Consider the following 24,271-nt stretch of genomic DNA (forward strand, 5'->3'; position numbering starts at 1 on the left):
TGCAGAAGCCGGCGCACGTCCCTCTAGAAGAAGCTCTTGCGCTGCCACCAGCCGGTCTTGCGGGGGCGATCGCTCTCTGCCGGTTCGGAAGAGGAGACAACCGGTTCCGAAGATACGGCGACTTCTTCCTTGGCAGGCTCTTCGACCGTTTCCTCGACCGCCTTCTGGGCCGGTGCTGCCTCGCTGGGAGCCTCTTCGGCGGTTTCCGGGGCAACCGTCTCTTCTGCAGCCGGCTTGTCTTCGGCTGGCTTGTCTTCAGCTGGTTTGGCCTTGGCGGTGCTGCGACGCGTGGTCGTGCGACGCCGTTTAGGAGCCGGCTTTTCTTCAGCGGCTGCCTCTTCGGCAGGCTTTTCCTCGGCTGCCGCTTCTTCCGCTACGGCTGGAGCCGCTTCGTGGGCTGTCTCGGCAGGCGCGGTTTCAGCCGGTGCAGCAGCCTTGCGGGGGCGGCGGCGCGGCTTGCGAGCAGGCTTCTCCTCGGCGGGCGCATCCGTTGCCTCGGCAGAAGCCTCTGCCTCGGGTGCGGCGGCCTGCGCCTCGGGTACAGCTGCCGGAGCCTCATCGGCAACAACCGGCGTATCGGCTGCTGCCGCCGCCTGCGGGGCTTCTGCACCTTCCGCAGTCGGAGCGTCCTCGGAAACGTCTGCCTCTACAGAGGCGTCGCCCTCGGCCTGGGCTTCCTGCGTATCGCTGTCGCGACGATTCCTGCGGCCACCACGCTTCCCGCGATGGCGCTTCTTGCGCTCGCCTTCGCCGGCTTCTGCCGGCTTCGTCTCGGCTGCATCCTCGGAAACTGCTGCGCCATCCTCAGCCGTGGCTGCGACGGCATCGTCGTCGCCTGGCATCTGATCTGCGTTCTGATCCTGATTCTGCTCTGCACCCTCGGCGCCGCCATTGTTGCGGTTGCGGCCGCCCCGGCGCTTGCGCTTGCGGCGACGCTTGCGCGGTTCGCCATCCTCACCGGCTTCGGTTTCCTGTGCGGGGGCAGGGGTTTCAACCACCTGTGCGGGCGCCGCCTGCGGGGCTGCCGGCTGCTCCATTCCCGACTTGTCGGCGGGCTGCTGCTTGGTGATCGCAAAATGCTGCGAACCCACGCTGTCATCCGCCTCGACCGTGATGGTCACGCCAAAGCGGTTTTCCATCTCGACCAGATTGGAGCGCTTGTGGTTCAGCAGATAGAGCGCGGTCTGCGCAGGCGTGCGCACGGCGATGTCGTTGCGCGCGTCCTTGAGCAGGTACTCTTCGATGGAACGCACCACATAGAGCGCCACCGACGAATCGGAGCGGATGTGTCCCGTGCCGCCGCAATGGGGGCAGGGCTGCATGGTGCTTTCCAGAACGCTTGCGCGGATGCGCTGACGCGACATTTCCAGAAGGCCGAAATGCGAGATGCGGCCAACCTGGATGCGGGCGCGGTCATTCTTGAGGCATTCCTTGAGGCGCTTCTCGACCGCCCGGTTGTTCCGGTTCTCCTCCATGTCGATGAAGTCGATCACGATCAGGCCCGCCATGTCGCGCAGCCTCAACTGACGCGCCACTTCCTCCGCCGCTTCCAGATTGGTCTGGAGCGCGGTGTCCTCGATCGAGTGCTCTTTCGTCGAACGGCCGGAGTTCACGTCGATCGCCACCAGAGCCTCGGTCTGGTTGATGATGATGTAACCACCGGATTTCAGCGTGACCTGCGGCTGCAGCATGCGGTCGAGCTGCGCCTCGATGCCATTGCCGGCAAAGATCGGCGTCACGTCGCGATAGGGCTGAACGACTTTGGCATGGCTCGGCATGAGCATGCGCATGAAGTCTTTCGCCTCGCGATACCCTTCCTCACCGGCCACCAGGATTTCCCCGATGTCCTTGTTGTAGAGGTCGCGCACCGACCGCTTGATGAGGCTTCCTTCCTCGTAGACGAGGGCGGGGGCCGTGGATTCAAGCGTCAGGCTGCGAACCTTCTCCCAAAGGCGCATCAGGTAGTCGTAATCGCGCTTGATCTCCGCCTTGGTGCGGTTTGCACCGGCAGTGCGCAGGATCACGCCCATGCCCTGCGGCACTTCCAGGTGCTTCACGACATCCTTGAGGCGCTTGCGGTCCTGCACATTGGTGATCTTGCGGGAAATGCCGCCACCGCGTGCGGTGTTGGGCATCAGAACCGAGTAGCGGCCTGCCAGCGACAGATAGGTGGTCAGTGCGGCGCCCTTGTTGCCGCGCTCTTCCTTGACGACCTGAACGAGCAGGATCTGGCGGCGCTTGATGACCTCCTGGATCTTGTAGTTCTTGCGGGCGGCGCGGCGCGACGGCTGCGCTTCTTCCATCGCATCGTCAGCGCCAACCGTGTCGACGTCGTCTTCGTCGTCGTTGCCATTGTTGTCGTCATCGGACCGGTTGCGGCGCGAGCGCCGGCTGCGCGGCTCTTCCGAAACCACGTCGGCAGAGGCCTCTGCAGCCATGGCCTGCGGCTTGTCTTCGCCGTCCGCGTCCTGCGCAGTGTCGGCATCGTCGTCGGAAACCGCGTCGGCGTCCGCCCCGGCTTCAGGCTGCGCCTCGGCAACGGCGTCGCTGTCGCCGTCCTCTTCCTGTGCAGCCTCGTCCTGGGAAGCCTCGTCCTGCTGGGCGGTCTTCTTGCGGGTGCTGGCGCGGCGGCGCTTGCGTCCGCCTTTCTGTGCCTGGCGGGGCTCGCTGTCTTCGTCGTCGTCATCGGCCTTGGCTTCTGCGGCTTCGGCCTCCAGAAGCGCCTGACGGTCGGCTACGGGGATCTGGTAATAGTCGGGATGGATTTCGCTGAAAGCGAGAAAGCCGTGCCGGTTGCCACCATACTCTACGAAGGCTGCCTGAAGGGAAGGTTCGACGCGTGTGACGCGTGCCAGATAAATATTACCGCGAAGCTGCTTCTTATCCTGAGATTCGAAATCAAACTCTTCGATGCGATTACCGCGAAGGACAACAACCCTCGTTTCCTCCGGATGGGAGGCATCTATCAGCATTTTGTTTGGCATAAATACTTGTCTCCCCGGCAAGGAAAGATTGTCGGGCCGGGCTCGACGGGCGTAGCCGCAAGCCAACGTGACAATCTGTGCCGGATAATCTGAGGCTCGCCGGCGTTGAAGGCCGCGCCAAATTGGGCCGGAGCACCGAGCTTGCGGTGCGTTTCAATCCGGATCTCGTTCCAATTGCGCCTGATGCCATTCCATCGCCCGGCAGAACCGTTTCAACCAAGGCCCGATTTTGCGGGCCAGCTTTTGCTCATGTAGAGCCGGCGCGGACAGTGATGGTCCGGCCGTTTCCTGAAGCCAGGGCTTCCATGCTTGAGGAAGGCCCTGAAAAATTCCTCTTGAATCACCACCCGTTCGGGTTTGCGGCGGCGGATAAAGGTTTGCCCCGTTGCTCATCGCCGTTTGTCAGCTGGGACTCAAACCAAGGACGGATATCGCGATGATTCAAAGATGCTTTTATGATTTGACAGTTGTATTGGCAACCCTGATTTCTATCGCGCCCTGGCCGGGGCGGCCTGCAAATATCATCCAGCTTATTTGCCCAATGTCCCTGCACAGCGCATAAAATATGATCGTTGGCGGTCGATTCGAAGAAAAATTGCCATTTTCTTTCGCTGGAAATGGGGTTGATTCGACTAAATCCGCATGACGCATCGGAGAGAAGCGGTTTTGCACAGACCAGCGTTTTTTTTGACGGTTGTCCTCACCGGGCTCTTTCTCGTTCTCAACAATGCCCTTGCCGATGGTCCTGCGCTCAAGGCGCATGACTACAAGATGGCCGGTGACCAGCAATACACGCGCATCGTCGTGCATTTCGACCGCGCGCCCGATTTTCGCTGGTTCCTCCTGCGCGATCCCAACCGGCTGGTGATCGACATGCCGGCCACCGAATTCACCTTCGATCCTCTGGAGCTGGAGCCACGGGGGCTGGTTGCCGGTGTGCAATATGGCGCCGTCGATGCGCAGCGCGCGCGTCTGCTTTTCAACGCCAAGGGGCCGTTCTCGGTCGAAAAGGCCGAGGTGATGAAGAACGAGACCTCCGACGGGTTTCGCCTCATCATCGAAATGCGCGCCAGTTCCGTTGAGGATTTTGACAAGGCCCTGCGGGCCAGCATGACGCCGCCCGACCTTGGTTCCGCCAAGGACGAGGCCGTTGCGATGAAGGATCGTTTCACCGTTGCGCTTGATGCGGGGCATGGCGGCGCCGATGGTGGCGCGCGTGGCGTGAACGGTACGGTCGAAAAGCAGATCACGCTTCTGTTCTCGCTCGAACTCAAGAAAAAGCTCGAGGAGACTGGCCGGTATCGCGTTGTTCTCACACGAGAGGATGACCGTTTCCTGCGTCTTGACGAGCGCGTGCGCATTGCGCGGGAGAAGGGGGCTGACCTCTTCGTTTCGGTCCATGCCGATGCGATTGCCATTCGCAGCGTGCGCGGTGCGACCGTCTACACGGTTTCCGACAAGGCGTCCGACGCCGAGGCTGCGGCAACCGCTGCACGCGAAAACCTGTCTGACGAGATCGCCGGCAAGGTGCCGGAAGAAGAGCAGGACGAGGTCGAGGATATTCTGGTCGATCTCATCCGGCGCGAGACGCACGCCTTCTCCATCCGCTTTGCGCGCACGCTCATCGGCGAACTTTCGAGTACCGTGCAGATGGTGAAAAACCCGCATCGCTATGCGGGTTTCCGCGTCCTGCGCGCCCCGGACATCCCCTCGGTTCTTCTGGAACTGGGCTATCTTTCCAATCCGAAGGACGAAGCGCAGCTGCGCGATCCGGCATGGCGGGAGAAGACAATGGCGGCGATCATTGATGCGATCAGCTATTTTGCCAAGGCAAATGGTGCAGCTGGAGGTTGATCTCAGAGCCCAATTCGTTGCAAGTCTGCAACGGCGCTCCCGTTTTGTGCTGTTCGCGCCGGGGGCGCTGCAATCGCCGTATTTTGCCCACAAGCGTGAGGCATTAAGAGCAGGCGCATGATTTTCCGGCTGTCCTTGCACGAGCGGGCGAAGATCGTGAAAAGAAATGGTATATTGGAATCGCATGGAATGAAGACAGCGGACTGCGTTGCGGTGGCAATCCACCATTCGCCTGTCCCTCTTTGTCCTGCCGATAAGACTTGGAAAGGCTGCGCGGGGCAGTTGCCGCTGACGGGCGGTGAAGTTGCGACCGGGCTTGAATTGGAGCGGGCATGATACGTCTCATCGGGTATTTCTTCGGCGTTGGCATCGTGCTGGCGCTGCTGGTGGCTGCGGGCATCGCGCTCTACATCGGCGATCTGACCAAGGATCTGCCCGATTACGAGGTGCTGGCGAAATATGAGCCGCCGGTCACGACCCGCGTTCACGCCTCCGATGGCGCTCTCATGGCCGAGTTCGCGCGCGAGCGTCGCCTCTACCTTCCGATCCAGGCCGTTCCAGATCGCGTCAAGGCTGCGTTCCTTTCCGCAGAAGACAAGAATTTCTACAAGCATCCGGGCATCGACGTGACGGGCCTTGCTCGCGCCGTGGTGACGAATGCGCGCAATCTGGGTTCGGGCCGGCGTCCGGTCGGCGCGTCCACGATCACGCAGCAGGTGGCGAAGAACTTCCTTCTCACCTCCGACCAGACCATGCAGCGCAAGATCAAGGAGATGGTGCTCTCCTTCCGCATCGAGCAGGCCTATTCCAAGGATCGCATCCTCGAGCTCTATCTGAACGAGATTTTCTTCGGTCTCGGTGCTTACGGCATCGCCGGCGCGGCGCTGACCTATTTCGACAAGTCGGTCAACGAGCTGACGCTGGAAGAAGCAGCCTATCTCGCTGCTCTTCCCAAGGGCCCGTCGAACTACCATCCCTTCCGTCACACCGAGCGCGCCATCGAGCGCCGCAACTGGGTGATCGACCAGATGGTCGAGAATGGCTACGCCACGGCTGAGGAGGGCGAGAAGGCCAAGAACACCGGCCTCAACGTTTCGCCGCGTCGCCGGGGCACCTATCTGTTCGCCGGCGAGTACTTCACCGAGGAAGTGCGCCGCGACATCATTTCGCGCTATGGCGAAGATGCGCTCTACGAGGGCGGCCTTTCCGTTCGCACCACGCTCGATCCGCAGATGCAGCTTTATGCGCGCAAGGCGCTGCACAATGGCCTTCTGCGCTATGACACGCTGCGGGGCTATCGCGGACCGGTCACGCAGATCGACGTTTCCGGCGACTGGGGTGCAGCCCTCGGCGAAGTCGATGGGCTGAGCGATGTTCCCGAGTGGAATGTGGCCGTGGTTCTTGGAACCGAAGACAACAAGATTTCCATTGGCCTCAAGCCTGAACGTGAGGTTTCCGGCGCACTGTCCGAGGAACGCACGACCGGTACGATTGCGCTGGAAGACATGAAATGGGCCATGCGGCACGTGGTGGACGGCAAGCGCCTCAAGGCGGAACGCCAGTCCGACGTTCTGAAGCCGGGCGATGTGATCTTTGTTGAGAAGAAAGCTGACACGGACCGCGCGTGGACGCTGCGCCAGGTGCCCGAGGTCGAGGGCGCGCTTGTCGCCATGGACCCGCACACGGGCCGCGTTCTGGCCATGGTCGGCGGCTTCTCCTACGCCGAATCCGAATTCAACCGTGCAACGCAGGCCTATCGTCAGCCCGGCTCGGCCTTCAAGCCGGTCGTCTATGCCGCCGCGCTCGACAATGGTTACACGCCTGCCTCCGTGGTGCTTGATGCTCCGATCTCGGTGCAGGTCGGCAATGATGTGTGGGAGCCGAAGAACTACGGCGGCAAGTTTGCCGGCCCTTCGACCCTGCGCGCCGGTATCGAGCGTTCGCGTAACCTGATGACCGTGCGGCTTGCCAAGGATATGGGCATGCCGCTCGTTGCCGATTATGCCGAGCATTTCGGCATCTACGACAAGATGCTGCCGGTTCTGGCCATGTCGCTCGGCTCGGGCGAAACCACGGTCATGCGCATGGTTTCCGCCTATGCGGTCATGGCCAATGGCGGCAAGCAGATCGTTCCGTCGCTGATCGACCGTATTCAGGATCGCTACGGCAAGACTGTCTACAAGCATGACCGTCGCGAATGCGTGGGCTGTGTTGCCAGCGAATGGACCAATCAGGAAGAGCCCGAGATCATCAATGATCGCGAGCAGGTTCTCGACCCGATGACCGCCTACCAGATCACCTCCATGATGGAGGGCGTGGTGAAGCGCGGTACGGCAACCTCCATTGCCGAACTCGGCCGTCCCATCGCCGGCAAGACCGGCACCACCAATGACGAGAAGGATGCCTGGTTCGTTGGCTACACGCCTGATCTCGTGGTTGGCGTCTTCATGGGCTTCGACACGCCGCGCCCGATGGGCCGCGGGTCGACCGGTGGCGGTCTGGCCGCGCCGATCTTCAAGGAGTTCATGGGCAATGCGCTCAAGGACATGCGCCCGGTGGACTTCCAGGTGCCCGAGGGCATGAACATCATCCCGATTGACCGCAAGACCGGCATGCGCGCCGAGTCGGGCCAGCCGGGCGTCATCATGGAAGCCTTCAAGCCCGGTACGGGACCGGCCGACAGCTACTGGGTGATCGGCATGGAAGATTTGGAAGGCATGGGCGGGCCGCGGGTTGTTTCGCCACAGGCCAACCGGGCGGTGAATTCCGGCGCCGGCGGCCTCTACTGACGCAGCGTTCTGAATCTGTGACGCGCCCGCTTTACACAGGCGGGCGCGGTTCATATGGTCCGTCGCGATTCAGGAAGCGTTTCCTGAAAAATCCAACAAAGCCGAGGTGTTGATCTGCAATGCGTGCGGAAACCGAAAATCTTGTCGACGAAATCAAGCAGGCCATAAGCCTGCTGAGGAGGCATCTTTGACTGGGATGAGGCAGTAAAGAGGCTGGAATACCTGAATTCGCGCGCTGAAGAGGCCGATCTGTGGAACGATCCGCAGGAGGCGCAGAAGCTGATGCGTGAACGTCAGATGCTGGAAGACAATATCAGCGGGGTCCGTGATCTGACCCAGGCGCTTGAGGACAATATCGGCCTCATCGAGCTTGGTGAGGAAGAGGGCGACGCTTACGTGGTGACGGAAGCCGAGAGCGCGCTCAAAGTGCTCAAGGACGAGATTGCCGCGCGTCAGGTGGAGACGCTGCTCTCCGGCGAGGCCGATGGCAACGACACCTATCTCGAAATCCATGCAGGCGCCGGCGGCACCGAGAGTCAGGACTGGGCACAGATCCTGCTGCGCATGTACACGCGCTGGGCCGAACGTCGCGGCATGAAGGTCGATGTCATGGAAGTCCATGACGGCGAAGAGGCAGGCATCAAGTCGGCAACCCTTCTGATCAAGGGGCGCAACGCCTATGGCTGGCTGAAGACCGAATCGGGCGTGCATCGTCTGGTTCGCATTTCGCCTTTCGACAGCGCTGCGCGCCGGCACACATCCTTTGCCAGCGCCTGGGTCTATCCGGTCATCGACGACACGATCGAGATCGACATTCCCGATTCGGACGTGCGCGTGGATACCTATCGCGCTTCCGGCGCGGGCGGACAGCACGTCAACACGACCGACTCGGCCGTTCGCATCACGCACATTCCGACCGGCATTGTCGTCCAGTGTCAGAAGGAACGCTCCCAGCACAAGAACCGCGCAACCGCGTGGGACATGCTGCGTGCGCGCATCTATGAGGACGAGCTGAAGAAGCGGGAAGATGCGGCGAGCGCCACCGAGGCGTCCAAGACCGACATCGGCTGGGGACACCAGATCCGCTCCTACGTCATGCAGCCCTATCAGTTGGTGAAGGACCTGCGCACAGGCGTGGAAAGCACCAGCCCGCAGGACGTGCTCGACGGCAAGCTTGATGCGTTCATGGAAGCCGCACTTTCGCAGCGCGTGCATGGCGGGGAAGGGGCCGAGGTCGAAGACCTCGCCTGAACCGGCTCATGCGTCGGCGTGAAGAGTAGAACAGCGGGCGGGCCTCAGGCTCGCCCGTTTTGCATCTCAGGAGCCGTCCTTGAGAAACGCGGCGACCTTTCGACCAGCCGTGATGAACTGCGAGGGATTGATGGCCGTACCACCCTTGCGCACTTCATAGTGCAGGTGAGGGCCGGTGGAGCGACCACTGGAGCCGACCTTGCCGATCAGCGTTCCCGGCTCGACCTTCTCGCCCTTCTTGACCAGAAGCTTGCTCATATGCGCGTAGCGTGTGGTCAGTCCGTTGCCATGGTCGATTTCGACCATGCGTCCGTAACCACCGTTCCAGCCGGACTTGATGACGGTGCCGACGCCGGCCGCGTGAATGGGCGCTCCTGTCCGGGCGCGAAAGTCCATGCCGGAGTGATGCGCCCTGCGACCCAGAAACGGGTCGCGGCGGGAGCCAAAACGGCTGGTGATCTGCGCACCGGGAACCGGATTGGCCAGCGGCAGCGCGCGCGCCTTGCCCTTGATGTCGTTGAGGCGAGACAGCGCATCGTCCAAGTCGCGTACCTGGTCTTCGAAGGCGAGCGCACTGGCCGATGTCAGAAGCGGGCCGCCGACATGCTGTTCGCGCTCGTCTTCCGAAACGCGGACCCCGACATCATCAAGTGCGTCCGCGATGACCTCGGCGCTCTGATAGGCGTTGTCGGCCAACGTCCTGACGCGGTCGATCTGCTCCGTCTCGATTGATGCGAGCGCGCGGTTGAGCTTCACGAAAAGAAAATCCGCCTTGTCTGCGGCAGAAAGCGGTCGGTCGTCCGATTGCGTCTGCGAACGAAGCGGCCAGGGAACGGTATCGGCTTTCGTGGGAGCCAGTGCTGCAACCGCGATGCTGCCGGTCCGTGTCGGATCGAGAAGCGGCTCGGTGTCGGCCTTGATCTGTGGGCGCGGGGCGGGAACCGGCCCCTTTTTGGGCAGGAGTTCCGTGCCGGCGCGGTTTAGAACCGGTTCCAGGCGGCTCTGGCGCTTGGTCAGCTGATCCTGCCGGGCAAGAAGTTCGCCCACCTTTTCCTGCATGAACTGCTGGTCGAGCAATTGACGGCTGGTCACGCGGTCGAGCTGGGCGCGCAGCGACGAGATACGGTCTTCATAGGCCTGCTGGATGCGGGCCTGCCGGGCCACCGTCGCGCCGATCAGATCGTCGCGCATAACCAGATAGGACGTTGCAAGAATGTAGCCGATGCCGATCGCAGCGATCGCTGAGCCCACTGATGCGGCCATCCATGGGCGAACAGTGAAATGTCGTATCTTTTCACCCCGCGCGATGATGATCGTGTGGGGCTCTTTTCGCTTGCCGAAAACCGCAGATTGCTGTGAACGCATCAGAAAATCGAACTTCGTTGCAGGTGAGCTTTGTTCGATTTTGATTACACTTGATTAGGGTTAATAAAGCTTTTCCCGATCAGGTGTGGCGTTAAAGAAAGCGGGGCAGGTGTGCTGCTCCGCTATATTTTATCATTCCCGCCTGTATGCGCACGTCAGGCGATCCTGCCTGACCGGAGCTGCTCTAGGCGACCTGCCTGAGCTTCTTGGCGGCCTCGAGAACGGCCTGTGCGTGACCGGGCACCTTCACCTTGCGCCACACTTCCGCAATGCGGCCTTCAGGATCGATCAGGAAGGTGGAGCGTTCCACACCCATATATTTGCGGCCATACATGCTCTTCTCGACCCACACGCCATAGGCCTGCAGCGTTTCTTTTTCCTGATCGGAAACAAGGCCGACGGTAAGGCCGTGCTTGGTCTTGAACTTGTCATGGCTCTTGGGGCTGTCGGGAGACATGCCCAGCACGACCGTGTCGACCACGTCGAATTCGGGCTTCAGTGCGGTGAAGTCGATGGCCTCGACCGTGCAGCCGCTGGTGTTGTCCTTGGGGTAAAAGAAGAGCACAACCGTCTTGCCGCGAAAGTCGGACAATCTGACCTCGCTGCCGCCATCGGCTGGCAGCACAAAATCCGGTGCTTCGCTTCCTTTGACGGGTTCTGTCATTTTCTTTCCCCTGTTTGTGGATAGGCGATGAAAGGGAGAGATATAATGATGTCGATGGATTCGTCCATGGCTGCGGTGTGTCGACGGGAACGGTTGTGGATCAGGAAGGCGCTTCTCACAGGAAAATCAGGTTCAGACGGGGCGAGATAGCGGCTTTGGAGACCTACCCTTCTACTGAGGGCAGGGCTCGTGGCGTGCTGCGGCGCTCGCTGTTCTGGCTGTGGTGCCGGCGCATTCTCATTGTTCTGGTCTCCTTGATCGCGCTTCTTGTGCTGGCCGGCCTTCTGCTTCAGTTCGTTGGCACCGGCTCCATCGGGCAGGATCGCCTCCGCGCCGCTGCCCAAAGGGCGCTGACCTCCGCCGCCGGTTACGAAATCCAGACCGACATGGGGGAGCTCGGGCTGGTTCTGAGTGATCGCAGTCTGGTTGCTCTGGAAATCCGCGATGCGCATCTGAGCAAGGCCGAGACTGGCCACAGAATGGTCGATGCGGACGTTTTGCGTATCGGGTTCCGTCTGCTCCCGCTTCTGAGCGGGAAAGTGGAGGTGGGAAGCGTCGAGCTTTCCGGCGCGCGGGTGCATCTGTCAGCACTTTCCGCGAAGTCCGACGAGGTTGCAGCGGTTGCCCGCTGGCAAAAGCCCATCGATCCGTCTGTTCTGGAAGAGAGCGTGTTTGCGGGCCTGCGGCGGGTCTATGCGATCTCCGAGCGCACCGGAACGCGCTATCTGCGCATGCGTGATGTCGAGATTGTTCTGGATGACGAGACGGGCCGCGCCGTAGCCCTCGACGTCAATGCCGCGCTCGCACCTTCGGGAAAGCTGGAATTCAGGGCCAATGCGGCGCTTGGTGAGCGGGAGGTGGAGCTTGTCGGATCAGCGCTTCGCCCGCTTGCCGATGGACCGATCAAGTCGCTCGAGGTGGAAATCGGTTCCCCCGATCCAACGCTTCTGGAGGCGGCGCGGTCCGTTGCCGGAGAACTGAAGGGAGCCGATGCGCTTCTTGCCGCCACAAGGCTATCGCTCAAGGGCGGCGAGCAGGAGGTCGGAAAAGGCAGGCTACAGTTCGAGGTGGCGCTGCAGGAAGCGCCGTTTGATCTTGGCGAAGATGGCATTCTGACCGCAACGGGCCGGATCCGCGCCGAGATTGGCCGTGAAGCCGGCATGATCGTCATCAATCAGGCAAACCTCGTTGTCGGCCGTTCGGTCTTCAACTTTACCGGCAGGATCGTTCCTCTTGAGAACGAGGAGGCCGACAGCGCGCTTTATGGCTTCGATCTGGTCAGTCCGAAATCGACCATCGCTCCGCTCGATTCACCGCAAGCCGCCGTTCCCTTCGTGGCGGGTGTTTCCGGACGCATCGACACCGGCAGCGGCCGCATCGTCGGCGATACGATCCGTATCGCAACGACATCCGGCGTCATCACCGCAAGCGCTGCTGTAACGCTGGAAGCCGGCAAGACGCCCGGGCTTTCGCTTGCCGTCTATACGAGCGGCATGCCGACCAATGAGGTCAAGCAGTTCTGGCCGTGGTTTGCGGCCTCGGGCGCACGGGAATGGGTGCTTGAAAACCTGTTTGGCGGGCATGTGGTGGAAGGCAATCTGCGTCTGCGCGTTCCGCCCGGCCGGTTCGGCAATGGCCAGCCGCTGAACGATGAGGAAGTGAACGGCGCATTCTCCGTCGCTGATGCCCGTTTCGATATTGCAGGCCGCATTCCGCCGGTGCGGGACGCCGCCGGCAGCATCGCCTTCAAGGGCTCCGACATCGATATTGCCATCGAGGCGGGCACCGTCTTCATGCCAAGCGGACGGCAGGTTGCGGCCAGCAATGGCACGCTGTCCGTTCGCAACGCGCATGTGAAGCCGCGCATCGGCAAGCTCGCCATTGATGTTGCCGGCAAGGCGCCCGCCGTCGTCGAACTGGCCTCCTACGAGCCCATCGACGTGTCAGAACGCATCGATCTGACGCCCAAGGATGTAACCGGTGACGTCACCGGTCATGTGACAGCCGACATCCCCCTGAGCGATGGCATTCCGCGCGACCAGCTTGGCTGGCGGGCGACGCTTGAATACTCCGACCTCTCGATCTCCAAACCCTTCAACGGGCAGATGGTCGCCAATGCCGATGGCGTGCTCATGGTCGAGCCGGGGCGGGCGGACATTTCGGCCACCGCCACACTCAACGGCGTGCCGGCGCGGCTCGAACTGGTGGAACCCTTTGGCGAATCCGATCAGGCGCGCTCGCGCAGGATCGAACTGACGCTTGACGATGCGGCGCGGCGAAAGATCGTGCCGGGCCTTGATGGCATTCTCTCCGGTCCGATGACGGTCGACTATGACGAGCTTGAGGATGGACGCAAGGCGCTCAAGGTCAATCTGGACAAGACGCGCCTGACGCTGCCCTGGATCAACTGGAGCAAGGGAGCGGGCATTCCGGCCACCGCTTCCTTCATTCTGGATGAGAAATCATCCTCCATGGAACTCACGGATTTCAGGCTTTCCGGAAAGACCTTTTCCGCAACCGGACGCATCACCCTTGCGGGCGGTCGGCTCGCATCGGCCCGCTTCGACAAGGCACGGCTGAACCGGGGTGACGATTTCTCCGTCTCCATCAACCGTTCAGGTTCCGCCTACAGGGTGTCGGTGCGCGGCGCGTCGGTCGATGGCCGCGCCATGGTGAAATACTATCTGGGTGCGCGGCAGGGCGCGTCAGGTGGCGATGATGACGGCGCAGACGCGGGCATCACACTCGACGCCCGTCTCGGCCGCGTGTCCGGTTTCGGCGGCGAAGTGATGCGCGATGTATCGCTTGACTACAAGGCGGGGGCCGGTGAGACCGGCAGGCTTGATTTAAAGGGCGTCACCGCATCTGGCGGAGGCGTTTCCCTTTCGCGCGACGCAGGCGGCATTCGCGCCAATTCCTCCGATGCCGGTGCGGTCATGCGTTTCGTGGATTTCTACGAACACATGGAAGGCGGGCGCATGGTGCTGGCCCTGACGGAAGCTGGCGGTGGCCGCTTTCAGGGCAGCGTGACGGCCGAGAACTTCTTCATCGTCAACGAGCCGCGTCTGGGGTCTCTGGTCGCCGCAACGGACAATAGCGGCAATGGCGACAAGGTCGATGCCGCACGTGTCAGCTTCGAGCGTGGTTTTGCCAACATCATCAAGGGACCGGGCAGTCTGGCGCTGAGCGACGGCGTTCTGCGCGGTCCGCTGATCGGCACCACCTTTCAGGGCACGCTGTTCGACGCCAATGACAACATCGCGATCACCGGCACCTTCATGCCGCTTTACGGGCTCAACCGCATTTTTGGCGAGATCCCGCTGTTCGGCGCCATTCTCGGCAATGGCCGTGATCGCGGCCTGATCGGCATCACCTATCGTCTCTATGGCAAGCTGAAGGATCCGCAGATGGAGGTGAACCCCATCTCGGCCATTGCGCCGGGCATCTTCCGGCAGATCTTCGAGTATCGATAGCAGGCAGCCGCCCATAAAGAAAAAGCGTGCGCCCGGTTGGACGCACGCTCATTTTTCAAATGCGATTGTTGCGCGGCTCAGACCGGGCGCAGAAGCACGTGCTTCTTCTTGCCGAGCGAGAGCTTCACCACGCCTTCCTCGGTGAGGTTGTCGAGGGTCACGGCCTGCCGGTCATCGCTGACGGGCTGGTCGTTGAGGCGCACTGCGCCACCCTTCACATGCCGGCGCGCCTCGCCATTGGAGGCGGCAAGGCCTGCGGTCACGAAGAGCGCCAGAACACCGACACCTTCCTCAAGCGCCGAGCGCTCGACTTCGACCGTCGGGAGCGTCTGCGCCAGCGCGCCTTCCTCGAACGTCTTGCGCGCCGTCTCCGCGGCCTCTTCCGCCGCATCGCGGCCATGCAGCATTGCCGTTACCTCGGTGGCGAGGATCTTCTTGGCCTCGTTGAGCTCTGCTCCCTGAAGTGCTGCAAGGCGGGCGATCTCATCGAGCGGCATCGTCGTGTAGAGCTTGAGGAAGCGCTCGACGTCGGCGTCCTCGGTGTTGCGCCAGTACTGCCAGAAATCGTACGCGCCAAGCATGTCCGGGTTGAGCCAGACAGCGCCGTCGGCGCTCTTGCCCATCTTCGCGCCCGACGAGGTGGTCAGAAGCGGCGAGGTGAGGGCGTAGAGCTGCGGCGTGCCCATGCGGTGGCCGAGATCGATTCCGTTGACGATGTTGCCCCACTGGTCGGAACCGCCCATCTGCAGGCGGCAGCCAATCCGTCTGTTCAGCTCAACGTAATCGTAGGCCTGGAGGATCATGTAGTTGAATTCCAGGAAGGACAGCGACTGCTCGCGGTCGAGGCGCGTCTTCACCGAATCGAACGACAGCATGCGGTTGACCGAGAAGTGGCGGCCCACATCGCGCAGGAATTCGAGGTAATTGATGCCCAGAAGCCAGTCGGCATTGTTGACCATCAGTGCATCCTGAGGGCGGTCGCCGAAGGTCAGGTAGTTGGAGAACACCTTCTTGATGCCGGCAATGTTGTCGGCAATCGTTTCCGGCGTCATCAGCTTGCGCGCCTCGTCCTTGAAGGACGGGTCGCCGATCATGCCGGTGCCGCCGCCCATCAGGGCGACCGGGCGATGGCCGGTCTTCTGCATCCAGTGCAGCATCATGATCTGGATCAGACCGCCGGCGTGCAGGCTCGGCGCGGTCGGGTCAAAGCCGATATATGCCGTGACCGTCTCGTTCCGGAAGAGTTCATCGAGACCCGCATTGTCGGAGGTCTGGTGAATGAACCCGCGTTCGCTCAGCGTGCGCAGGAAGTCGGATTTGAAGGCGGTCATGATCTTTCAGGCTCTTTGATGTTTGACGGAGGGCGCTGCCGGGGCAGCGCCTGTCCGTCGGACAGTTTACTTGAGGCGTTTGGGGCGGGGCTCGGACAGCTCGCCGCGCAGGCGGCGGTCGAGATAATCCGAGCATTCACCGATCAGGTTGTCGATCTGGTCGGTATAGAAGTGATTGACGCCGGGCATCGTCTTCTGGGTGATCGTAATACCCTTCTGCGACTGCAGTTTGTCAACGAGACCCTGAACGTCTGCCGGCGGCGCGACCCTGTCGGCGTCGCCATGGATGATCAGGCCCGAAGACGGGCAGGGGGCGAGGAACGAGAAGTCGTAGAGGTTCGGCTGCGGCGAGATGGACATGAAGCCCTCGATCTCGGGACGGCGCATGAGAAGCTGCATGCCGATCCACGCACCGAACGAGTAGCCGGCGATCCAGCAGTTCTTCGAATCGGGATGGAGCGTCTGCACCCAGTCGAGCGCCGCCGCTGCATCCGACAATTCGCCGGTGCCGTGGTCGAATGCGCCCTGGCTGCGGCCGATGCCGCGGAAGTTGAAGCGAAGCGTGGTGAAGCCGCGGCTCTGGAACATGTAGAAAAGATCGTAGACGATCTTGTTGTTCATCGTGCCGCCGAACTGTGGGTGCGGGTGCAGGATGAGCGCGATCGGAGCGTTCTTTTCCTTGGACGGCTGATAGCGTCCTTCCAGGCGTCCGGCCGGTCCGGCGAAAATGACCTCAGGCATGAGTACTCCACATTGGGCGTCGCAGCGCTTCGGGTTGCACAAGGAACTATGTTCCTTACCCTTGACGCGACGCCGACGCCTCCATAGAAGCTAGTTTAGAATTATTCAAAAATGACAGACGCAACGCGTCCATCATGTCGGCAAGCCGGGTAGATAGGACGGCTCGCCCTAAAAATTCAAGGAAATTACGCCATTGAGGCCAAGTTTGGCCAAGAAGGCGTAAAGCAGACGTCGGATTCGCGGAGAAAAGCGGAAAATCAATGTCGGCAGCCCGTGCTTATCTTGATTACAACGCCAGTGCGCCTCTCCTTGAGTGCGCGCGCACGGCCATGCTTGACGCACTGGCCATGCCTGCGAATCCCTCTTCCGTTCACAGCGAGGGGCGTGCCGCCAAGCGTATTCTCGAGACTGCGCGCCGACAGGTTGCAGCACTCGTCGGCGGAGAGCCTGCCCATGTGGTGTTCACTTCCGGTGCGACCGAGGCTGCGGCAACGGTTCTCTCTCCACGCTGGACGATGGGGCGTGCGCCGCTGATCTTCTCTGCGCTCTACGTGAGCGCCGCCGATCATCCCTGCATTTTGAAGGGCGGGCGCTTTTCCGCAAGCGCCATCAATATGATAGCCGTTCGTCCTGACGGCTTGGTCGATCTGGCTGATCTTGAGGCGAAGCTTGCCGCCCATGATCGCGGCGAAGGGCTTCCGCTGGTCGCCGTGCACGCGGTCAACAATGAAACCGGCATCATTCAGCCGCTTGAAGAGATCGGCCGTATCGCAAAGGCGGCAGGCGCGGTGGTCGTCATCGACGCGGTGCAGGCTGCCGGTCGGATTCCGCTCGATATTTCAGCGGGATACGCAGACTACTTTATTCTTTCCTCGCACAAGATCGGCGGCCCGAAGGGCGCAGGCGCCATCGTCGGCAGCGCTGATCTGATGATGCCTGAACCGCTGATCAATGGTGGCGGGCAGGAGAAGGGACATCGCGGCGGCACGGAGAATCTGGCCGCGATTGCAGGCTTTGGCGCAGCGGCGTCAGAGGCGCTCGGCAAACTGTCTGGCATCGATGCGCTTGCCGCCATGCGTGACCGTTTCGAGGCTGCGATTCTGGCGCATGTGCCCGATGCGGTGATTCATGGTCGGGGTGCGCCGCGCGTTGCCAACACCAGCTTCTTCTCGATCCCCGGCACCAAGGCTGAGACAGCGCAGATCGGCTTCGATCTTGGCGGTGTGGCCCTGTCTGCGGGATCCGCCTGTTCTTCTGGGCGTGTGGGACCAAGCCACGTGCTTGAAGCCATGGGGCTTGGTGATCAGGCCAGTGCGCTGCGCGTTTCCATCGGACACGCGACGGGCGAGGATGAACTGGCGCTTTTTGATGCGGCTCTGGCCAATATCGCCCGGCGGCGCAAGGGCGCTTCCGAGGCCGCCTGAGGCGGCGCTGTGAGAAAAATGGAACTGATGCAGATTAAAATGGAGAAAAAGACACATATTTAATATGTGACCGGATGAAACATCTGCTCCGATGCACTACATGAGGGTTGCCGCAAGGCAATCACGGTGTGCTCAATTTTGAAGACGGCCGGGTCTTGACCCCGGCATGGATGGAGAACGCATATGCCTGCCGTGCAGGAGACGATTGATCAGGTCCGCATGATCGATGTGGACCAGTACAAATATGGTTTCGAGACGCTCATCGAGAGCGAGCTGGCCCCCAAGGGCCTCAACGAAGACATCATCCGCTTCATTTCGGCCAAGAAGGAAGAGCCGGAATGGATGACGGAGTGGCGGCTGAACGCCTACAAGCGCTGGCAGGCCATGGAAGAGCCGAGCTGGGCGCGCGTCAGCTATCCCAAGATCGACTTTCAGGATCTGCACTATTACGCAGCGCCGAAGAACCAGACCGGCCCGAAGTCGCTGGACGAAGTCGATCCCGAATTGCTCAAGACTTACGAAAAGCTCGGTATCCCCTTGAGGGAGCAAGAAATTCTTGCCGGCGTTCGCAAGCAGGGCGAGCCGAGTGAGCTGGACGAAAACCCGAGCGACAACGTCTACAGCTCCGGTCGCGTTGCGGTTGACGCGGTGTTCGATTCCGTGTCGGTCGTGACCACGTTCAAGGAAGAACTCGCCAAGGCCGGCGTGATCTTCTGCTCGATCTCCGAGGCGATCCGCGAGCATCCCGAGCTGATCCAGAAATATCTGGGATCGGTCGTGCCGGTGTCGGACAATTACTATGCTGCGCTGAACTCCGCCGTCTTCACCGATGGTTCCTTCGTCTATGTGCCGAAGGGCGTGCGCTGCCCGATGGAATTATCAACCTATTTCCGCATCAACGAGCGCAACACCGGCCAGTTCGAGCGCACGCTGATCATCGCGGAAGAGGGCGCCTATGTGTCCTATCTGGAAGGCTGCACCGCGCCGCAGCGCGACGAGAACCAGCTGCACGCCGCCGTGGTCGAGCTGATTGCGCTGGACGATGCGGAGATCAAGTACTCCACGGTCCAGAACTGGTATCCGGGCGATTCCGAGGGCAAGGGCGGCATCTACAACTTCGTCACCAAGCGCGGCGACTGCCGGGGCAACAACTCCAAGATCTCCTGGACCCAGGTCGAGACCGGTTCGGCGATCACCTGGAAGTACCCGTCCTGCATCCTGCGTGGCGACAACAGCCGCGGCGAGTTCTACTCGATTGCCGTTTCCAACGGCCATCAGCAGATCGATTCCGGCACCAAGATGCTGCATCTGGGCAAGAACACGTCGAGCCGCATCATCTCCAAGGGCATCTCCGCCGGCAAGTCGCAGAACACCTATCGCGGACAGGTTTCGGCGCACCGCAAGGCGGCCAACGCCCGTAACTTCACCCAGTGTGACAGCCTGCTGATCGGCAATGACTGCGGCGCGCACACGGTGCCCTACATCGAAGCGAAGAACGCCACGGCGCAGTTCGAGCACGAGGCGACCACGTCGAAGATTTCCGAGGATCAGCTATTCTACGTCATGCAGCGCGGCATTCCCGAGGAAGAGGCCATCGCGCTCATCGTCAACGGCTTCGTCAAGGACGTCATCCAGGAACTGCCGATGGAGTTCGCCGTCGAGGCGCAGAAGCTCATCGGTATTTCGCTTGAAGGTTCGGTCGGCTGAGGCCGGCGCATTTGTTTGGAAAAAATCATGCTTGAGATCAAAAACCTGCACGCCCGCATCGCCGAGGATGGCACCGAGATCATCCGTGGCCTCAACCTGACCGTTAAGGCCGGCGAAGTGGCCGCGATCATGGGGCCGAACGGCTCCGGCAAGTCCACGCTGTCCTACATCCTCGCCGGTCGTGACGACTATGAGGTGACCGAGGGCGAGATCCTCTACAATGGCGAGTCCATTCTGGAGATGGATCCGGCCGAGCGCGCCGCCGCCGGCATTTTCCTCGCTTTCCAGTACCCGCTCGAAATTCCGGGTGTTGCCACGATGGAGTTCCTCAAGACCGCCATCAACGCGCAGCGCAAGGCGCGCGGTGAGGAAGAGCTGAAGATCCCCGAGATGCTGAAGCGCGTTCGCACCGCAGCCGACGAGTTGGAGATGAGCATGGACATGCTCAAGCGTCCGCTCAATGTCGGTTTCTCCGGCGGTGAGAAGAAGCGGGCCGAAATCCTGCAGATGAAGCTTCTGGAGCCGAAACTCTGCGTTCTGGACGAGACCGATTCCGGCCTGGACATCGATGCTCTGAAGATCGTTGCCGACGGCGTGAACGCCCTGCGTTCGCCGGATCGCGCCGTGCTGGTGATCACCCACTACCAGCGTCTTCTCGACTACATCGTTCCCGACACGGTTCACGTTCTCTACCGCGGCCAGGTCATCAAGTCTGGCGACAAGGATCTGGCGCTTGAGCTGGAGAAGAACGGTTACGCCGGCGTCATCGACGCAGCCGCTTGAGGTGACGAGATGAACCTTCATGCTCAAAACACGCTGACGGAGGCCGAAACGGCGCTGGTCAACGGCTATTCCAGCCGTTTCTCTGACCTGCCCGGCGATGCCGATGTCACCGTCCGTCGCGATGAGGCGCTCGAGCTTCTCAAGCAGGGTCTGCCCACGCGCCGGGTCGAAGCCTGGCACTATACCGACCTGCGCCGGCTTCTGTCCGTTGTTCCGGATTTCAAGCCGGTCGCCAATGCCGAGGCTGTTGATCCGCTGATCGAAAACGCGCTGGTCCTGCCCGTGCTGAATGGTGCAGCGCATGGCCGTGCCGCCGGGCCTGAAGGCCTGACCATCGCCACGCTGGCCGACAAGCTTCAGGAAGGCGCGCTTTCTGCCGAATGGCTGACGGCCTCCGACCGGTTCGACGCCGTTGGTGCGATCAACGCGGCTTTCGTTTCTGATGGCTACTGGCTCGATATCGCCGAAGGCGCGGAGCTCAGCCGTCCGGTCGAGCTTCAGAACATCCATGCGGGCGGTCAGGTGCATGGCCGTTTCGTGGTCAATGCGGCCGCCGGCTCGCGGGCGACCATCATCGAGCGCCAGACCGGTGTCGGCGATGCGCTTGCATCATCCGTCACGCATCTGGACGTTGCCGATGGCGCGCATGTGTTCTGGATCCTGCTTCAGGAACAGCCGGACGATGCGGCCTATCTCGGCCAGTTCACGGCCTCGCTGGGCAAGGAGTCGAGCCTGACGCTCTTCATCCTGAACAGCGGCGGCAAGCTGGTTCGCCAGGAAGTGAAGGTTGAAGCGCGGGGCGAGGGCTCCGAGTTCAAGCTTCGTGGCGTGAACCTTCTTGGCGGCGAGACCCATTGCGACGTGACCATGGTGCTCGATCACCTGGCGCCCGACACGGTCTCCACCGAGACCTTCCGCAATGTCGTCACGGGCAAGGCCAATGGCGTGTTTCAGGGCCAGATCCGCGTTGCGAAGATCGCCCAGAAGACCGACGCCAAAATGGCCTGCAACACGCTGTTGCTGTCCGATGATGGCGGTTTCTCCTCCAAGCCGGAACTCGAGATCTTCGCCGACGATGTGGCCTGCGGCCACGGCGCGACGGTGACCGATATCGAGAAGGAGCACCTCTTCTACCTGATGGCGCGTGGCATCGACGAGAAGACCGCACGCGGTCTGCTGGTCAAGGCCTTCGTGGCCGAGGTGATCGAAGAGCTCGAGGATGAAACCGTGATCGAGGCGCTGGAGGCCAGACTGGTCGACTGGTTCGCCGAGCACGGCTAGAGCGCCGTGCGTCCATCTGGACGCACAAAGGACGCTCTAACCTGTTGGATCTACGCATCGTGCTTTCCGAAAATCGATTCCGAATTTCGGGCCGATGCGCTAATCCTAAACCACTCACGCCCGCCTTTCTGAGCGAGGGGCGGGCACGCGGGGTTCGAAATGGACCAGAAGGTCGACACTATGCGTTATGACGTTGAAGCCGTTCGCCGGGATTTCCCCATCCTGGCGCGAGAGGTGTACGGCAAGCCGCTCGTCTATCTCGACAATGGCGCGTCCGCGCAGAAACCGCAGGCGGTGATCGATGCGATCACGCACGCCTACAGCAATGAATACGCCAATGTTCATCGCGGCCTGCACTTTCTCTCGAACGCCGCCACGGATGCCTATGAAAAGGCGCGTGAAACGGTCCGGCGCTTCCTGAATGCGGAAAGCACCGATCAGATCATTTTCACCAAGTCGGCCACCGAGGCGATCAACACCGTCGCCTATGGCCATGCGATGCCGAATATCGGCGAGGGCGACGAGATCGTTCTGTCGATCATGGAGCATCACTCCAACATCGTGCCCTGGCATTTCCTGCGCGAGCGCCATGGCGCGAAGCTCGCCTGGATTCCGGTCGATGAGCAGGGCGTGCTCACGGTCGAGGCGTTCGAGAAGACGCTCACCGACCGCACGAAGCTCGTCGCCATCACGCATATGTCGAATGTGCTTGGCACCGTCACGCCGCTGAAGGAAATCATCCGCATTGCCCATGAGCGCGGCATTCCGGTTCTGGTCGATGGCAGTCAGGGCGCCGTCCACCTGCCGGTAGACGTCCAGGCGCTTGACTGCGATTTCTATGTCTGCACCGGACACAAGCTCTACGGACCTTCGGGCATTGGCGTGCTCTATGGCAAGAAAGAGCGCCTTGCAGCCATGCGGCCCTTCCAGGGCGGCGGCGAGATGATCGAGGACGTGACGCTCGACAGTGTCACCTATAACGATCCGCCCCACCGCTTCGAGGCCGGCACGCCGCCCATCGTGCAGGCGATCGGGCTTGGCGCGGCGCTTGAATATATCGAAGGCGTTGGCCGTGAGGCGATTGCGGCTTACGAGGCCGATCTGGTGCGCTATGCGCATGAGCAGCTGTCGCGCATCAACGCGCTGCGCATCTTCGGCAATGCGCCGGACAAGGGCGCCATCGTCTCGTTTGAGATCGAGGGCATTCATGCGCATGACGTGTCCATGGTGATCGACCGTTCGGGCGTCGCCGTCAGGGCAGGAACGCACTGCGCGCAGCCGCTGTTGAAACATTTCGGGGTAACCTCGACCTGCCGCGCGTCGTTCGGCATGTACAACACGCGCGAGGAGGTCGACGCCCTCGCTGAAGCGCTTGAGAAAGCGCGGCGTTTTTTCGGGTGAACAAGATGACTGACACACCGCAGGACACGGATCAGACGGTCGAGGCCACGGCCCCGCAGGAGACGGAAGCCAAAACGTCTTCCATTCCGCAGGAAGAGCTTGCTCGCCTGACAGACGACATCGTCAGCGCGCTGAAGACGGTCTACGATCCGGAAATCCCCGCCGACATCTACGAGCTCGGCCTGATCTACAAGGTCGATATCGAGGATGATCGCTCGGTGAAAATCGATATGACGCTGACCGCTCCGGGCTGTCCCGTGGCCGGCGAGATGCCCGGCTGGGTGCAGAACGCTGTCAGTACGGTCGAGGGCGTGAGCGACGTGGAAGTCACCATGGTCTTCGATCCGCCATGGACGCCCGATCGCATGTCCGAGGAAGCCCAGTTCGCTGTTGGCTGGTACTGAGCAGGTGAGGCGTGGCCCTTGCAAGAGCCACGCATCTTGCCCATCTTGAAGACAGGACCTTTCCGCGAGCCTTTCACTCGCCGTGAACGGAGAATTCGATGAGCCGATTTCAAGTGATGACCATGACCGACGCGGCGGCAGGCCGCGTGCGCGATATCGTTGCCGCCCGTGAGGGCGCGAAGGGCGTGCGTGTCGGCATCAAGAAGGGCGGCTGCGCCGGCATGGAATATACGGTGGACCTCGTCACCGAGGCGGACCCCAAGGACGACCATGTGGAACATGAAGGCGCGCATGTCTATGTCGCGCCGGAAGCCGCACTGTTTCTTCTGGGCACGCAGCTCGACTTCGAGGTCACCAAGCTGCGCACCGGGTTCACCTTCAACAACCCGAACCAGACATCGGCCTGTGGCTGCGGTGAATCCATCGAGCTTCAGCCGGCAGACCTGAAAGCGCTTGCCGAAGCGCGCGGCGCGGCCTGACGCGCCGCCGTGGACGATGATGCGATCCACGATCTTTTCGCCGGGCTTGGGCCCGTTTCCATAAAACGCATGTTTGGCGGGAAGGGCATCTATCATCAGGGTGTCGTCTTCGCTCTGGAGGTCAGCAGCGAAATCCTTCTGAAGGCTGATGCGGAAAGCGCGGCTGATTTCGCCGAGGCCGGTTGCCGCCAGTGGGTCTATGAGGGCCATAAGGGGCGGGGGCCTGTCGCCATGCCTTACTGGTCCATTCCGGACGCTGCCCTTGATGATCCCGACGAGATGGCGCTCTGGGCGCAACGGGCCTTTCAGGCTGGCCTCAGAAGCCGGAAGCGCTGACAGG

Annotated in this window: 17 protein-coding genes; 12 read left to right on the forward strand and 5 right to left on the reverse strand. The window is 61.6% G+C overall.

Translation table 11 applies throughout. The annotated features are described in order from the left end of the window. Positions 1-23: 23 nt before the first annotated feature. Positions 24-2,984: an Rne/Rng family ribonuclease gene (locus AC4PTT_RS09740; protein ID WP_492161048.1), complete on the reverse strand. Its 2,961-nt coding sequence runs from the start codon at positions 2,982-2,984 to the stop codon at positions 24-26. 687 nt (positions 2,985-3,671) lie between these two features. Here AC4PTT_RS09740 and AC4PTT_RS09745 point away from each other — a divergent pair. The 3 genes from AC4PTT_RS09745 to prfB all read left to right on the forward strand — a co-directional run bounded on the left by AC4PTT_RS09745 (position 3,672) and on the right by prfB (position 8,878). After that, complete coding sequence (locus tag AC4PTT_RS09745) at positions 3,672-4,838, forward strand: N-acetylmuramoyl-L-alanine amidase (protein ID WP_222473919.1); 1,167 nt, start codon at positions 3,672-3,674, stop codon at positions 4,836-4,838. Positions 4,839-5,170: 332 nt separating this feature from the next. After that, positions 5,171-7,627 (forward strand): penicillin-binding protein 1A, encoded by a 2,457-nt coding sequence (locus AC4PTT_RS09750; protein ID WP_206546263.1) that lies wholly within the window; start codon positions 5,171-5,173, stop codon positions 7,625-7,627. A 119-nt stretch (positions 7,628-7,746) separates the two neighbouring features. Then, positions 7,747-8,878 (forward strand): peptide chain release factor 2 gene (gene prfB, locus AC4PTT_RS09755; RefSeq protein WP_492161049.1). Its coding sequence is split into 2 segments (ribosomal slippage): positions 7,747-7,815 and positions 7,817-8,878, totalling 1,131 coding nucleotides; the frame shifts between segments, so codons are not numbered across the junction. 66 nt (positions 8,879-8,944) lie between these two features. Here prfB and AC4PTT_RS09760 read toward each other — a convergent pair. Together AC4PTT_RS09760 and AC4PTT_RS09765 are read right to left on the reverse strand one after the other, a co-directional pair. Further along, on the reverse strand, positions 8,945-10,246 hold the full coding sequence (locus AC4PTT_RS09760) for a M23 family metallopeptidase (protein ID WP_283800836.1): 1,302 nt from the start codon (positions 10,244-10,246) through the stop codon (positions 8,945-8,947). Positions 10,247-10,427: 181 nt separating this feature from the next. Continuing rightward, a complete protein-coding gene (locus AC4PTT_RS09765) occupies positions 10,428-10,907 on the reverse strand; it encodes a peroxiredoxin (RefSeq protein ID WP_283800819.1) in 480 nt (159 codons plus the stop codon). 194 nt (positions 10,908-11,101) lie between these two features. Between AC4PTT_RS09765 and AC4PTT_RS09770 the strand changes: the two genes are divergently transcribed. Then, entirely contained in the window at positions 11,102-14,380 is a 3,279-nt protein-coding gene (locus AC4PTT_RS09770) for a YhdP family protein (RefSeq protein ID WP_492161050.1), read from the forward strand. A gap of 77 nt (positions 14,381-14,457) precedes the next feature. Here AC4PTT_RS09770 and tyrS read toward each other — a convergent pair whose 3' ends face one another. Further along, positions 14,458-15,711, reverse strand: a complete 1,254-nt coding sequence (gene tyrS, locus AC4PTT_RS09775; protein ID WP_492161051.1) for a tyrosine--tRNA ligase — start codon at positions 15,709-15,711, stop codon at positions 14,458-14,460. A 66-nt stretch (positions 15,712-15,777) separates the two neighbouring features. Next, positions 15,778-16,452 carry an alpha/beta hydrolase gene (locus AC4PTT_RS09780; RefSeq protein ID WP_113155319.1) on the reverse strand — a complete coding sequence of 225 codons (675 nt, stop codon included), beginning with the start codon at positions 16,450-16,452 and terminating at the stop codon, positions 15,778-15,780. Positions 16,453-16,712: 260 nt separating this feature from the next. Between AC4PTT_RS09780 and AC4PTT_RS09785 the strand changes: the two genes are divergently transcribed. From AC4PTT_RS09785 to AC4PTT_RS09820, 8 genes are all read left to right on the forward strand, one after another. After that, positions 16,713-17,876, forward strand: coding sequence for a cysteine desulfurase family protein (locus AC4PTT_RS09785; RefSeq protein WP_492161052.1), 1,164 nt, complete (start codon positions 16,713-16,715; stop codon positions 17,874-17,876). Positions 17,877-18,059: 183 nt separating this feature from the next. Continuing rightward, positions 18,060-19,583 (forward strand): Fe-S cluster assembly protein SufB, encoded by a 1,524-nt coding sequence (gene sufB, locus AC4PTT_RS09790; RefSeq protein WP_090326480.1) that lies wholly within the window; start codon positions 18,060-18,062, stop codon positions 19,581-19,583. A 27-nt stretch (positions 19,584-19,610) separates the two neighbouring features. Beyond that, positions 19,611-20,366: a Fe-S cluster assembly ATPase SufC gene (gene sufC / locus AC4PTT_RS09795; protein WP_090326477.1), complete on the forward strand. Its 756-nt coding sequence runs from the start codon at positions 19,611-19,613 to the stop codon at positions 20,364-20,366. 9 nt (positions 20,367-20,375) lie between these two features. Next, on the forward strand, positions 20,376-21,647 hold the full coding sequence (gene sufD / locus AC4PTT_RS09800) for a Fe-S cluster assembly protein SufD (protein ID WP_206547500.1): 1,272 nt from the start codon (positions 20,376-20,378) through the stop codon (positions 21,645-21,647). Positions 21,648-21,806: 159 nt separating this feature from the next. Continuing rightward, positions 21,807-23,048, forward strand: coding sequence for a cysteine desulfurase (locus AC4PTT_RS09805; protein WP_206546258.1), 1,242 nt, complete (start codon positions 21,807-21,809; stop codon positions 23,046-23,048). A gap of 5 nt (positions 23,049-23,053) precedes the next feature. Continuing rightward, positions 23,054-23,452, forward strand: a complete 399-nt coding sequence (locus AC4PTT_RS09810) for an SUF system Fe-S cluster assembly protein (RefSeq protein WP_206995161.1) — start codon at positions 23,054-23,056, stop codon at positions 23,450-23,452. 98 nt (positions 23,453-23,550) lie between these two features. Next, positions 23,551-23,931 carry a Fe-S cluster assembly scaffold SufA gene (gene sufA, locus AC4PTT_RS09815; RefSeq protein ID WP_113155314.1) on the forward strand — a complete coding sequence of 127 codons (381 nt, stop codon included), beginning with the start codon at positions 23,551-23,553 and terminating at the stop codon, positions 23,929-23,931. 9 nt (positions 23,932-23,940) lie between these two features. Beyond that, a complete protein-coding gene (locus tag AC4PTT_RS09820; protein WP_283800824.1) occupies positions 23,941-24,267 on the forward strand; it encodes a TfoX/Sxy family protein in 327 nt (108 codons plus the stop codon). Positions 24,268-24,271: the final 4 nt, after the last annotated feature.

It is taken from the genome of Nitratireductor sp. WH36-1 (genome assembly GCF_058725515.1).

What these genes read in the sequence shown, in the direction of transcription:
- AC4PTT_RS09765 (WP_283800819.1), bottom strand. Translation starts at nt 10,907, where the DNA reads ATGACAGAACCCGTCAAAGGAAGCGAAGCACCGGATTTTGTGCTGCCA.
- AC4PTT_RS09780 (WP_113155319.1), bottom strand. Translation starts at nt 16,452, where the DNA reads ATGCCTGAGGTCATTTTCGCCGGACCGGCCGGACGCCTGGAAGGACGC.
- tyrS (WP_492161051.1), bottom strand. Translation starts at nt 15,711, where the DNA reads ATGACCGCCTTCAAATCCGACTTCCTGCGCACGCTGAGCGAACGCGGG.
- sufA (WP_113155314.1), top strand. Translation starts at nt 23,551, where the DNA reads ATGAGCCGATTTCAAGTGATGACCATGACCGACGCGGCGGCAGGCCGC.
- AC4PTT_RS09740 (WP_492161048.1), bottom strand. Translation starts at nt 2,984, where the DNA reads ATGCCAAACAAAATGCTGATAGATGCCTCCCATCCGGAGGAAACGAGG.
- AC4PTT_RS09810 (WP_206995161.1), top strand. Translation starts at nt 23,054, where the DNA reads ATGACTGACACACCGCAGGACACGGATCAGACGGTCGAGGCCACGGCC.
- sufC (WP_090326477.1), top strand. Translation starts at nt 19,611, where the DNA reads ATGCTTGAGATCAAAAACCTGCACGCCCGCATCGCCGAGGATGGCACC.
- AC4PTT_RS09785 (WP_492161052.1), top strand. Translation starts at nt 16,713, where the DNA reads ATGTCGGCAGCCCGTGCTTATCTTGATTACAACGCCAGTGCGCCTCTC.
- AC4PTT_RS09805 (WP_206546258.1), top strand. Translation starts at nt 21,807, where the DNA reads ATGGACCAGAAGGTCGACACTATGCGTTATGACGTTGAAGCCGTTCGC.
- AC4PTT_RS09750 (WP_206546263.1), top strand. Translation starts at nt 5,171, where the DNA reads ATGATACGTCTCATCGGGTATTTCTTCGGCGTTGGCATCGTGCTGGCG.
- sufB (WP_090326480.1), top strand. Translation starts at nt 18,060, where the DNA reads ATGCCTGCCGTGCAGGAGACGATTGATCAGGTCCGCATGATCGATGTG.
- sufD (WP_206547500.1), top strand. Translation starts at nt 20,376, where the DNA reads ATGAACCTTCATGCTCAAAACACGCTGACGGAGGCCGAAACGGCGCTG.